Below are 13,537 nucleotides of genomic sequence, written 5' to 3'. Positions count from 1 at the left end.
ATTAAGAAATGTATAAAAACATTTCACCTGACATAAAGAGAATCTATCTCGACCAGTCGCTGCATCAGATACATAAGAAAAATGTAGTGAATAGTAAATTTGGAATGGATGATACTCCCGAATTGCTGGACGGAGGATTTGGGCTATATTCAACCATTGACTTGAAGGGCAATATTGAACCCATCAAAACAGAATATTTCAGAATTTCGCTTACCCGTCAGGGCAATGTTTGTTTCAATATCGGTTTGGAAAAACATCATCCGGTTCGAAATACTATAGTATTTGGAATTCCGGGACAAATTTTTTCACTTTCCAATCCAAGCGAAGATTTTCTTGCTTACTACATGCTGTTTTCTGAAAAATTTATCGGCGATATTTTCTTTCAGCATAACTCCCGCCAACAGTTCCCGTTTTTGACCTATCAGGGGTTTCAGTGCTTTAATCTTTCTGAAGAAACAGCAGCAGAAATTGATAACATCTATCATAAAATAAACGCAGAAATTAAAAGCCGAAAAAGCAAATGTAGCGATGCAATCCGGCTGTATATCCAACTTATCCTTATTTACGCCAGCCGTGACTATGAAAAAATGATTTTTCAACATCAAAATACAAGCCACAGTGCTGTTGCCCTGTACAACAACTTCATTAAATTAGTCAGTCAGCATTTTCTTACAATTCGCAAGGTTGCAGACTATGCCGTCATGCTCCATGTTTCTGCCGACCACCTCAATCGAACAATAAAATCTCAGTCTGATAAAACAGCAGGTGAGTTCATTCAGGAAATGTTGATGTTGGAAGCAAAAGCCTATTTAATTCATACCAAAATGAGTATTTCCGAAATAGCTTACCAATTAGATTTTTCAGACCCTTCCCATTTTAACCGGTTTTTTAAAAAACTAACCGCTCAAACTCCTGTTCAGTTTCGCAATCAGTTCTCCTGATTTGCAGAAAGTCGTAATTGTTCTGTTATTGGTCGGTTTTATTCTACAATTCTGATTTTCAGGTGGCTCATCTTTGCATCATCAAATTTTATTCACCCACCAAAAATTAAATAACAATGAACACAGAACACAACAAAACGCTTGTACAACGGGTAAACAAAGAGTTTATAGAAGGAGGCAATCTGGATACTTTTTACCAAATCTTTGCAGAAGACTTTGTAAACCACACAGCTCCGCAAGGTTCACCCAATAACCGGGATGGTGTGATTTATTTTTTTAACCATTTATTAAAACCTTCTTTCCCCGACCTTAAGGTAGAAATTCACGACATGATTGCCGAAGGAGATAAAGTAACTACCCGTAAATCTTTTTATGCCACCCATAAAGGGGATTTTTTCGGAATACCTCCCACCCACAAATCAGTAGTGATGGAAGTTATTGACATCATTCAACTTCGGGATGGAAAATATATCGGGCATTGGGGCATCTTAGACCTTCATGGTTTGACTGCACAACTGACCTCCTGATGGTTTCTTCAGAATAAATTCAACTAAACTCCAACGGCAAACATACCCAATGCCATAGGCTTCAAACCAAATCCGGCGGGTTCCATTATTGTTGCTATTCAAATTCCTTCCATAAGGCTTTTTTCTTTCAAACCTATAAGGCTATCCAACCTTATAGGTTTTTCTAATAGTTCCCTTTCTACCCAAAGAACAAACATTCGGAATGTTCAGGAACTAACTGCATAAAACAGCAGGTTGCAATACTGAAACCTATATTCAGTAAGGCATCAAAATACCAAAAGCCCCTTTTACGTTTTGTATGAAAAAACCTGAACAAAGTTTATAACCATTTAAAATAGTGGTTATGTTTTGGTGTGCCTGTATGTACGTTCTGCAAAATTTAAATACATAAAAACCATGAAAATGAAACTCCTCCTCTTAATGCTAACTATAAGTATCAGTTCAGTTGCTTATTCTCAAGATTTACCCTGTCCTGAAGCAAAAGAAAATGCAGAATTTGTAAAAGGAATTTGGATAGGTGAATTCACACAATATTCTTGTGGATTGAACGCGACTTATCCAATGACGATTGAAGTCAGCGAGGTTGAAGGAAAGATATTTTCCGGTATCTTTATTTGGAATGATCTGCCAAACGCGCCAAACAGTAAAACTACACTAAAAGGAGAGTTAAAAGAAAACTCCATCTTATTGTATGAAGACACTTTAGTTTCCGGAGGGAATATTGCGTTAAATGGCATTTATGAAATTGAAATTTTGGACTGCAATTCAATGAAAGGAATTTGGCGATTAAAAGAATTTCAAACTTTTTGCAATGAGCCTCATGTTTTAAAAGACGGGGGCAGATTTCAGATTCAAAAATTGGTTGAACATACTGCAGAAGCGGTAAAACCTGAATCCGAAAAAAGAAAAGTCATCATTAAAGACCATGTAAACACATCATCTGATTATATCACCATTAAATTGTGGGATGATGGCTTGGAAGACGGAGATATTGTAACCTTAAGATTAAATGGGAAAGTTGCAATGGATAAATTCAACGTAACAAAAAAGCCACATGAAATCATTATCCCCTTAGCCGGTGAAGAAAATATCATCGAATTGTATGCTGAAAATGTGGGAAATATTCCACCGAATACTGCTGCGATTGTTGTAATAAGTGGTGGAAAAGAAATCAAAAGTTTGGTTTTGGAGTCTGACCTGAATAAAAGTGAAGCGATTAAAATACTAAGAGCTAAGTGAAACTATGTGTATGGTATCTGGAAACAATACTCAAGTATCTCAACCTTATGTCAGTCAATAAATCATTGTGTCTTTCTTAGTCATGTGTTTATACCGGATTATTTCAGGCAATAATTAGTAACCACAACAAAATGAAAATTCTTTCTGAAATCGAACCCAAAGAAATCATCAAAGGCTATACAGCCCGGTTTGTGCACACAGACTGTATCACAATAGCGTTTTGGGAGGTTAAAATAGGTGCCGTTTTGCCAAGCCATTCACATCTTCACGAACAAACCACTCAAGTTTTGGAAGGCAAATTTGAATTGACGGTTGATGGAAAAACTGAAGTGTATGAACCCGGAATGATTGCTGTTATCCCTTCTAATGTTGTTCACGGTGGAAAGGCTTTAACTTTTTGCAAACTGATGGATGTTTTTTGCCCGGTAAGAGAAGATTATCAATAAAAGAGTAGCAAATAACAAAGAACAGTAGAAATAAATCTGAAATTTACAGCAAGATTGTATTGTCATTCCTGACAATGTCAAACCGTTGTTTCTTCATTTATTTAATAAGAAGACTTTGAAACCTGTTTTGTTCCCATTCAGCATTGATATTGACCCAATGTCCAGAGTTTTGTTGATTAACTTTGAAAAAGACCCGGATACCATTTATGTCGGATTTGAGCCGCAGGTGTTTGATGATGAAATAACCGGAAAGGGGCATTTGGTTATTGGTTGGAGAAAAGATGGCAAAGTAGATGTTTATTATCAGCCTACTTTACATCCAAAACCGGAAAAATATGATATTGCCGGAAAAGGTTTGAATGAGTTGATAAAAACCGGTTTTGAAGTAGCTGAATTCGAAATAAATGAGTCAGGAGTTCAATCCAGTTATGTTTTTTCCGACTGCTACGGCCGAAAAATTGATCTCCACATCGAAGAACAAAACAAAACTGCGCGAAAGCCATTCGATTTACTGGCACCTATGGGACATGCAGCGGAAAATCCTTCAGCATTGCCTCTGATATTGCTGTATGATTTTTATTTCGTCAGAAAAAAAGACACAAAACTCAGGGTTTCAATCAATGGAAAAGAACACCGACCGGATTCGTTGCCGTTACCAATGGATTGTATGTGGATGTATTTCCTGCGATATAGTTCTAAACCACTTATTGCAACTTTAAACCCTCAATTTAAAGGTGAACTAAGCCCTGTTTGGTTAAATGAGATTGATGTGGTTTTGACAGACAATAAGTATGAATGGCATTTCTCTGAGCAGGACGGTGAAATTTTAATAAATAAATTAGTACGGTTAAATCTGATTGCTCCTATAGCCCTGCATTTCAATCCCCCCTTTCCTGACTTGTATCGTTTTCTTCCCAAAAAAAACGTTGAGGGTCGTTTCAACATTACAGGAAAACCAAGCATAGGTTATATAGAAGGAAAATATTCTGTCCGCCGAGTGGAGAATCAATTCTATATCTCCCTCACACCTTCTTCCGGTTGGATACCCAAACCCGATAAACTTGTTCTTCGTTTTCTGTATTTTATCGTAAAACCATTCAAAAACTGGCCAAAAACCTATCGTTGGGAAGCAAACATTACAATCAATTCTGACAAATACTATATGGAATCCAAGTGGATTAGAACGAAATAAATACTTTCCTCAAAATACAAGGAAATGAATTCAGCCTCTGTTAGTTTCAGAAAAACCTGCGTTGTAAAAGCCTTATTACTTTGTGGCTTTATCTCGTCAATACTTTATATTGCTACCGATTTAATTGCGGCATTACAATGGCCGGGCTATAGCATAAACTCCCAAACAGTCAGCGAACTATTTGCTGTCAATGCTCCTACCCGATATATTGTTGTTCCGGCTTTCATCATTTACGCTTTTTTGATCTATGCTTTTGGTACAGGAATGTGGATAGTTGCCGGTCCAACCCGATTTTTGCGCATTGCTTCAATATTAATCATTAGCAAAGAAGTTCTCGGCTTAACCGGAACTTTGTTTTTCCCAATTCATCTTCGTGGCGTTGAAGGGAATTATATGGATGTCATGCATGGTATAATCACCGGAGCAGGAGTGTTTTTATGTATGTTTCCCGCTATAGGTTTTGCTGCCACTTCTTTTGGGAAGTTCTTTCGATTATATTCTATGGCAACTATTGTTGTTTTTATAATATTTGGAATTTTAGCCGGTTTATATGGTGCATCTATGGCTGCTAATTTGCCAACTCCTTGTATGGGTATTTATGAAAGAATCAATATTTATGGCTACATGCTTTGGATGATGGTATTATCCGGCTTATTGTTGAAAAAACACAACATGAATCAACAGTAATGCCGATAACAACCTGTACATAGTTCAATCAATCTAAATGATTGAAATAGGGAGGAACAAGTTATATTTAAGCCTTTTGGTTTGAAAAAATCATTCAGGCTTAACATATAAATCAACCACTAAATATCGGATTGCTTTTTTTTCAATCTATTGCTCTTCAATGAGTTCAGATTTTAAAAAACCTTTTCTCAAAAACAAAGTCTGCCTTGTTTTTGGGAAAAGGTTATACAAATAAAAAAGAAGGGATGTGTTTTAAGCAGCAGGTTATTTTTTTACAAACCGGTTGCTGATTACTTTATTGCCGTTGTTTAAAGAAATGAAATACATACCCGAACTTAGTTCTGAGATATTTATTGAATAAACATTGGTGCCTTTTTGCGCAAAAATATCAAGAGATATGGCAAGTTTTCCTGCCAAATCATAAACTTCAATTGAAACCGGTGTGTCAGATTCTGAAGTAAATGAAATTTCCACAAATTTATCGGCAGGAATCGGGTAAATGGCATTAAATCCAAAAACTGCTTCTTTGCGCTTTAAAGAAATGGTTTCAGAAGTTGAAGAAGTGCCGTTAAAATCCACCTGAACCAGCCTGTAATAAGAAGTTCCTGCAGGTGGTTCTTTGTCAAGATATTCGTACTTATTCGCTGTAATGCTTGTTCCTGCACCTTCAACCAATGCAATACGGGTAAAGTTGGTGCCGTTTTCAGAGCGTTCTAACGAAAAATAATCGTTATCGGTTTCCGTGGCTGTTGTCCATTTAAGTAAGTTGCCCCGTTGTTGAACCTCTCCTTTAAATTCAAGCAAGACAATCGGAGTTTTGATACAAACAAAAGCTTCTGAGGCAGTTACGACATCGGTACAAACTCCATCCGTAATTTCGTATTCATATATTGTAGTGGTACCATTCAGGAAAATATTGGTTACACTTTGCCCGAAAAATGCCTCCATTTGAATATCGCCCGTAATAAAATAGGGTTGCGAATTGTCATACTCAGGCAAACCTCCGCTTAAGAACAACACAGTAGTATAATCGCCGGTCATCCAATCGCAACTTTCATTAATCAGATAAGAAATGGGTTCTAAGAAAACAATAGGCGCTCCTTCACCAACTTTTGTACAGGGGTCATTAAAAATCAAGTTGCCTTCAGGATCGGTTGGTCCTGCAACAGGAGATATATAATAAGTAGTATTGGTCAATAAAGTTACCCCGGGTAAAGCATTGTCCATTCCAAAATTGCCATCGGAACTAATGGCCAGAAAATCTCCAAGGTTTGTCGTGCTTCCATTGTGAAGTATATAAATCAGGGTATCTCCGGGTATCAGTACAGGATTGATGGTCGTCAATGTTACAGAACCACCCCAACAAACAGGAGCAGCTGACAATAAATTGGGCATTGTTCCGGCACTTGTAGCACAAACGCAAGGTGAAACACCGCTGACGACCAATATTCCGGAAGCAACATCGTCAGTGATTTCAAAATTGTAAGAAATTCCACAGGGAATCGGATCGCTGATAAAATCTGCATCAGAAGGAAAGCCATCTATAATATAGTTGCCTGATCCGCCGGTAACGGTAAAAGAAACAGTATAAGTTAATCCGTCACCTGCAGGCGTTTCAGTGAGGTTAATTACAGCAAGCGGGTCTAAACAGGCGATTGCATTTTCGGGCAAACAGGTTAAAGAATAACCATTGATATCAAAATCATAGCAAACATCTGCTACACTGAGATTAAATAACATAGAGGAAATTTCATCCCCAATCACAATCGCACTTTGAACTAAAACGGCATCAATATTTGCATAATTGAGTGCATGAATTTGATAATCCCCATCTCCGGGACATGTGATTTCGGTGTTGTTGCTTAGATCAACTATTAAAACTGAACCACTAACAATGGTTGTAACCAGAAAAACGGTCGTATAACCGGATGTTGCCGCTCCGCTGATAATTGCCGGTGTTGCTGTTTCGTCAGGGCATATTTCAGAGTCAAAAGGAGGTGTTATTGTTCCAAAATTAGCAAAACAAGTTTCAGAACAGGGAGAAACATCAAAAGGAATTACTATAAACTGGGTAGTTCCTTCTGATACATCAAAACAGAAGCCGGTATCTCCTGCACTCGATAAAAAGTCATCCAACAATAAACCTGAATTCAGTGCGGTTTCGATGCCTGAAACAAACTCAACAGCAAAGTTTATAGCAAAAACAGTATAAGAACCATCCGGCAAGCCAAGTGCCGTCCAATTGATTGAAGATTCACCGGTAAATGCCATTATCTGAGTGGTAACAGCATCTGTAATAATCAAATAGGTAAGATATCCCGGGGTGGTATTGTTTGCAGTAAACGTAAATGGCTCTGTAATTCCATTCTCACAAACATTGATTTCTCCCGAATAAGTTACAGTTCCTCCATCTGCGAGACAGTTAAAACATCCGACTGAGGTTTCTCCCAATATCAGCACAGGTAGTCCGGCGGAAAGAGCGGCACAAAACTCAAGAGAAGTTATTGCATTTTGAATATCTGAAATTTCAACTCCGGAATCTAACAAGGTATTTACCAATGCTGAGTCTTCAGTTAAAAAATTGAGAGAATATACAAAGTATGAACCTGAAACACTGATGATGAAATCGCCATTAGTCTGTACCTCTAAGACATTGCCAACATCATCAGTTAATAGCCAATAGGTTTGATAAATGCCCGAAGTTGCTCCAATAATTTGGGTAATCAGCAATTCGTCCGGACAAACATTGGGGTCATCTGTCAAAACAATTCCTGAGTTTGCCAGACAGAGTTCTGCACAGGCAGGGTCGTCCGGTGGCAAAACGCTGATGGAAACACAATTTAACAGTTCAGAAGCACAGCCATTCACTACAACAAAAACACAATATTCCCCGGTGATATCCGGCTGAACATCGCAAAACTCGAGATTGGGTTCGTTGGACTCAAAACCAACAGGGCCTGTCCAGTTATAGACAGCGTCCGGAAGACTTGATACAGCATTCAAGGTAAAACAAGTTCCCTGACAGGGGTTGCTATTGCTGACTGAAACTTCTACCGTTGGCAAAGGGTTGATGATAACTTCTGTACTCGAAGGCTCCGAAACACATCCGTTTGCTGTAACGGTTACGGTATATATGCCTGAATTTTCAAAAGAGCCACTGCTCACCTCAGGATCTTGTAAGGTAGAGGTAAAAGCATTGGGACCTTCCCAGTTAAAAGTTACCGTTCCTGTGGCTGAAGTAACTGCGCTCAACTGAATTTCAGGTCCCTGACATACCGGACTATTGTTGGAAGCTATTACAGTTGGAATTGGATTAACTGTAACGCTTGTTGAAGCGGGTGTGGATTGGCATCCGGCAATGGTAATGGTCAATATATAGGTTCCGGTATTTGAAGTGGTTGCGTTGACTATGACCGGATTTTGTTCAGCTGAAAAATACCCACCGGGACCTTGCCATGAAAAAGAGGCAGTTCCGGGGGACGTGGTATTTCCGAAAAGGTTGATTGTTTCCCCTTCACAAAGCGGGCTATTGCCTGAAGCCGAAATATTAGGAGTTGGAAGAACAGTCAGTGAAATCCCGGTGGCATCAAAATCACTGCACAAACCGGGGGTACCTAAAATGCTGTTGAGTTGAGCGATATTAGCGGGAAATGGGGTGATTGAAGACAAGTCTTCACTGCCGATATTTAAGGCATGCACTGTATAAGTGCCTGCTCCTAAAGCACTTCCCGAAATAGTCAGCGTCGTACCGCTGTTTGATAAAACGATATTTCCTGAAGTAGTATTTACTACAGCAAAAAAACTAACATAGCCGGTTGTATTAGCCCCGGAAGCGGTAAAGGTCAACCCCTCGCTTTCACAAATTACACTTGAAGATGAAGGGGAAACCTCACCAAAGTCGGCTTCACAAAGTGGCGGAGCAACAACTTCCACTACTTCTATACAAAATTCACCCCTTGAGTTTTCGTAACCGTCTATTAAAACCAAATACGTTTCGCCGATTGTTGTGGCAAAATTGGTAATTCCGGCTAAAGTATTGGGTCCGATATCATCATTACAAACCAAAAGAGAATAAGGGCCGCCGCAAGTTCCGGTATAAATGGAAATTTGAGAATCGGACAGCTGAGTTTCGGCAGAGCCTTCACAGTTCCGGGTAAACAAGCTATACGTTCCTCCATTTCCGGTTAAGGTAAACCAAACCGATGCCTGATAAGGGTCGGAATCAAAGCAAGACGACGGAACACCGGAGGGGTCGTCAAAAGCGGTGCTGCAAACATTAGAAAAGTTGCCGTAAATTCCGGGAGAAAGTGTTAAAGATATAGCGCCTTCACATTCGTCGTTTTCTTCGGTCAAACCCTCACATTCGCTGTCGCATATTTCAGGGTTTTCTTCCGGGTTCAGGAAACAAATCATCGGGTAGGAAAACCCGGGAACTATCCCTGTGCAGGTTCCGGGCAAATTGGTAGTTGTATCATTGTTGATGATAGGAACAAGATATACACAAACTACAGGAACTCCGGGAGTCAAAATATTGGTATTGGCAAAAATAGCACTTTGCCCACATCCAAAAATGGGATTTCCCTCCGGGTTGGAGAGTAAAACATTAAAGGTAGCTGAACAAGGATCTGAAAATGGATCGGCAGAAGTTGGCTGACAACTGTAAACTGCCCACATTAACCCTGCTGCCGGCCCCGCTTCTGTTGTATTAAAATCTACACAAGGAATTGGCAAAGGTTCGTTGGCACAAAACTGATTTCCGGGAAATACGATGTCTCCCAAATCTACAAAACAACTAACAGGGGGTTCGTCTGATTCATCTGTTTGTTGAGAGAGTACTATAAAAGGGCTAAACGTAATCAGATAAATCAATATGAAAAACCGGTAAATGGCAGTAAGTGTAGCAAGTTTCATAAAGTCGTAGCGATTTGGGTATGTTGGCAAAATGACTGCCTTTATTTCTTTTTAAAAATGTTCTTATAAATACATAGAGGGGTAAAGGTACAAAATAGTTGTAATCAAGTGATTTTGATAAGTTGGATTTTATGTTATTTATCGTTAAAGATTTCAGAATCACAGTTTTGTCGCAAACCTAGTATCTGAAATTAATTATCCCTGAAAAGCAATGCAAACAAGAACAAACTCATTTTAGCAAGCCGGCTAAATTTAATTTGTTTAGATTGAGCCAAGATTAAACACATGACTCTATTGTTTTCACCGAAGAACACAGAAAATTTCCAAAACCAAAGTAAAAATCTAACTTTTTTGTGCTACGACCATCTTCCAACCCGGGAGCGACATTAAGGTAGTTGGTTTTTGAAGTGTTAAACCTGCGTTTGACTGCCATGATCTGATTTCAGCTTCAGACCATGTTCCGGATTGGCTGGTTAAAGAAAAGTATAAACCGGCAAGAGCAGCCACAGCACCACCTTCTCCAGGTTTTTTAAGTCGTATAAATTCCCCTATACCAAACAATCCTCCTTTTTTCAATGCGCGAGCCACTTTCTTAGCTAATTCCTGGTTTTGTTCGGCGGTAAAATGGTGAACTACATTGTTAATCATTATAAAATCATACTGTTCAGTACCTAAATCATCAGTCAGGGCGTTGCCAGCCTGATATTTTACCCGATCTTGTAATCCATGTTCGGCAGCAATAGCACTTGCCCTGTCTATTGCTCCCGGAAGTTCAAGAATAGTACTGTTCAAAGAAGGATGTTTTTTACACAGTTCAATAGAATAAAGTCCATGAGACCCGCCAATATCTAACATTTTTGAAGCATTTGCAGGCAGCTTAATTTTGCCGGCCAACTCTTTGGCAGTGTTTACAGATAAATCCCGCATACCGTCCTGATAATCTGCCCATTCCTGTTCAGTTAGAATTGAATGTAAATCCATTGGCTGCCCGGTTTTCACAAAGTCTTCGAGTTTAGCCATCCAGTTCCATTCACTTTTTTGAAATCTTAGTTTTCCAATCAGATTTGAGGGATATTCTTTTAAAAGCCATTTGTAATATTTGGGTTTTAATTTGTATTTGTCTTCACTCCAGGTTACATATCCCATTGCCGTCAAGCTATCAAGCAACTGTTTTGTCGCAAAGCTGTGTGTTCCGGCAATTTCTGCAATTTGATCATAAGTTCTGCTTTCTTTGCCCATTGCTTCAAAAATACCGGTATCTGACGCAGCCATAATAGCCCTTGCACCATTAAATGCAATTTGAGTCTCTAAAAGTGGTAAGGGTGCAAGATTCAGAATTACTGCAATTCGCTCAAGAATATTTTCCGGAGAAAGTGAGATTTTCATAATTGTTGGAGTTTGACTTTTATAAATAAAGTATTCAGCTTATTAGCTACATCAAAATTAGAAAAGGTTTTTTCATACTGAAGTATTTAGTTCCCTCTATACCAAAATAATCTTTAGTAGTTACAAATAGCTTGTTGAACCAGTTACTTAAAGTAAATGAAAAATCAAAAAGGTGTAAAATCCTTTTCGGGTTGCCTTTATTAACTGAAAAGTTTACTAAACCGGATTATTAATTATGGCTGTTAAATTAATGTTTACTATATTTGTCCGGGTTTTTTCCAGCAAAATATTCTACATATTGTAATCCTCTTCTTAACCATTTCCCGAATTTTGATTTGCTATGTTGTCCATCCAATCAATTTAAACATTTGGTAATTCAGGAAACGATTTCCCTTTTTAATTTATATTTGAAATCCAAAACCAACCATGATATTCAACAGCAATTATCATTTTATCACTTATTGGGAAGTAGTAGCCACTCAGGAAGAAGTTTACCGACTGTTGGAAGAAGTAGAAGCCTTGCCAAAATGGTGGCCTTCGGTATATTTGGAAGTAACTGTTTTAGAAAAAGGTCAAAAAGGAGGAGTTGGCAAAATTATTGATCTTTATACTAAGGGATGGTTACCTTATACTTTGCGATGGAAGTTTGAAGTAACGGAAACAGAATTTCCGAATGGATTTGCAATCCGGGCTTTTGGCGATTTTGTCGGTAAAGGTGTTTGGACCTTTAAACAACGACCCGATTCCGACATTTGTGATATCGTGTATGATTGGAATATTGTAGCTGAAAAACCGTTGCTCAGGTATTTGAGTTTTTTAATGCGCCCAATTTTTGCAGCCAATCATATTTGGGCGATGAACAAAGGCTTAAAAAGCCTGCAGTTAGAATTGTTGCGCCGCCGCGCAAAAACTCCGGAAGAATTGGCTCAAATTCCACCACCACCGCCTGCCACTTTTGTTTTTAACAAATAAAATTCTACAGGATTTTATGTTGATTACACTTTTCAAACTTTGAATATAACGTTAAAACCCCGATAGCTTTTTTTGAACCAAACTCAATGATTTTTTACTACCAATTTATCTAAATCTCAATTAATTATGCAAAAACTAATTACTTTGTTAGTTTGCTTGTTTTCACTCACCATATTACAAGCACAAGACACAAAAGGAGAAAAAGTAGCGGCTGTTTCAAGGCCTGAAAATAAGACAGTTAAAGACACACTTTGGAAGAAGGGTGGCGAAGGAAAACTTGACTTTAGTCACACAAATTTTGGAAATTGGACTCAAGGTGCATTAAACGCTACAACTGCTATTGCAAATATTACCATGTTCGGGCATTACAAAAAAGCAAAAGTTAGCTGGGACAATGACGCGCGTTTTACTTTGGGTTTTGTCAACACTGAGGGAATTAACGATTGGCGAAAAGCTGATGATGTAATCAGAATACAATCGAAACTGGGTTATGGAATCAGTAAAAAGTTGAATTGGTCTGTTCTTGGTGCTTTTGACAGTCAGTTTGCTCCTACCCTTAACTTTACCGGTGATACCATACCCGGAAGTGATTACAAAGCACCTGCTATTGCCCGGTTTTTATCCCCGGCATTTATAAGTATAGGTACCGGTTTAGACTACAAGCCTACCGATTGGATTTCTGTCTATTTTTCACCTGCAACCTTCAGGGCTTTGCTGGTATTAGACCAAGATATTGCAAATCTCGGCTTATATGGGAACAGAGTCGAAAACGGGATTGGCGATAAGTTTAAACCGGAGATGGGAGCACAACTAATTGGTGACCTGAAAAAAGAAGTGGTGAAAAATGTTACTTTTCTGTCACATTTAGAGTTGTTTTCCAATATTTTGAACAATAGGTTCGGTGAAACAAAGCCACAGAATATTGATATTTTATGGATAAACTCTTTGAGATTTACCGTGAACAAATTTATTGCTGCTACTGTTGAAAACACGCTGCGCTACGACGACGAGGTTGTTGTAGTTAAAAACAGGGGTGAAGCTGATCAATATAATGGAAAAAGTCTCCAAACCAAAAGCTTTTTTGGTATAGGTCTTACTTATAAATTTTTATAAAATTGTAAGGTTTTCATGGTTTTCATAGGTTTAATTGTTTGGTTTTGTAAATGATCCGATTTACAGACCAATCTAACGGAGGCTACAATTTTTTTGTAAGCCTCTTTTTTTTTAACTTTTAGT

Annotated in this window: 10 protein-coding genes; 8 read left to right on the top strand and 2 right to left on the bottom strand. The window is 38.4% G+C overall.

Annotated elements, in window-relative coordinates; genetic code table 11:
* The first annotated feature begins 8 nt into the window (after positions 1–8).
* The 6 genes from IPM47_10250 to IPM47_10225 all read left to right on the top strand — a co-directional run bounded on the left by IPM47_10250 (position 9) and on the right by IPM47_10225 (position 5,032).
* Complete coding sequence (locus IPM47_10250; protein ID QQS31266.1) at positions 9–941, top strand: AraC family transcriptional regulator; 933 nt, start codon at positions 9–11, stop codon at positions 939–941.
* Between the two features lie 116 nt (positions 942–1,057).
* Positions 1,058–1,468 (top strand): ester cyclase, encoded by a 411-nt coding sequence (locus IPM47_10245; protein ID QQS31265.1) that lies wholly within the window; start codon positions 1,058–1,060, stop codon positions 1,466–1,468.
* Positions 1,469–1,870: 402 nt separating this feature from the next.
* Positions 1,871–2,707, top strand: a complete 837-nt coding sequence (locus IPM47_10240) for a hypothetical protein (protein ID QQS31264.1) — start codon at positions 1,871–1,873, stop codon at positions 2,705–2,707.
* Between the two features lie 131 nt (positions 2,708–2,838).
* Positions 2,839–3,153: a cupin domain-containing protein gene (locus IPM47_10235; GenBank protein QQS31263.1), complete on the top strand. Its 315-nt coding sequence runs from the start codon at positions 2,839–2,841 to the stop codon at positions 3,151–3,153.
* Between the two features lie 115 nt (positions 3,154–3,268).
* Entirely contained in the window at positions 3,269–4,345 is a 1,077-nt protein-coding gene (locus IPM47_10230) for a hypothetical protein (GenBank protein QQS31262.1), read from the top strand.
* Between the two features lie 24 nt (positions 4,346–4,369).
* Positions 4,370–5,032: a DUF998 domain-containing protein gene (locus tag IPM47_10225; GenBank protein ID QQS31261.1), complete on the top strand. Its 663-nt coding sequence runs from the start codon at positions 4,370–4,372 to the stop codon at positions 5,030–5,032.
* A gap of 264 nt (positions 5,033–5,296) precedes the next feature.
* Here the strand turns inward: IPM47_10225 and IPM47_10220 are convergent, their stop codons facing one another.
* Together IPM47_10220 and IPM47_10215 are read right to left on the bottom strand one after the other, a co-directional pair.
* On the bottom strand, positions 5,297–9,943 hold the full coding sequence (locus tag IPM47_10220) for a T9SS type A sorting domain-containing protein (protein QQS31260.1): 4,647 nt from the start codon (positions 9,941–9,943) through the stop codon (positions 5,297–5,299).
* 342 nt (positions 9,944–10,285) lie between these two features.
* The gene (locus IPM47_10215) at positions 10,286–11,329 is read right to left on the bottom strand and encodes a methyltransferase domain-containing protein (protein QQS31259.1); all 1,044 of its coding nucleotides are present in this window, start codon (positions 11,327–11,329) and stop codon (positions 10,286–10,288) included.
* Positions 11,330–11,755: 426 nt separating this feature from the next.
* On the opposite strand from IPM47_10215, the gene IPM47_10210 reads away from it, so the two are divergent.
* Complete coding sequence (locus tag IPM47_10210; protein QQS31258.1) at positions 11,756–12,301, top strand: polyketide cyclase; 546 nt, start codon at positions 11,756–11,758, stop codon at positions 12,299–12,301.
* A 126-nt stretch (positions 12,302–12,427) separates the two neighbouring features.
* Entirely contained in the window at positions 12,428–13,414 is a 987-nt protein-coding gene (locus IPM47_10205; protein QQS31257.1) for a DUF3078 domain-containing protein, read from the top strand.
* The last annotated feature ends 123 nt before the right edge of the window (positions 13,415–13,537 follow it).

The organism is Sphingobacteriales bacterium, from assembly GCA_016700115.1.
Classification (GTDB): domain Bacteria; phylum Bacteroidota; class Bacteroidia; order Chitinophagales; family UBA2359; genus UBA2359.
Note: the sequence above shows the minus strand (reverse complement) of the source record. Positions and strands in the feature narration are given on the sequence as shown.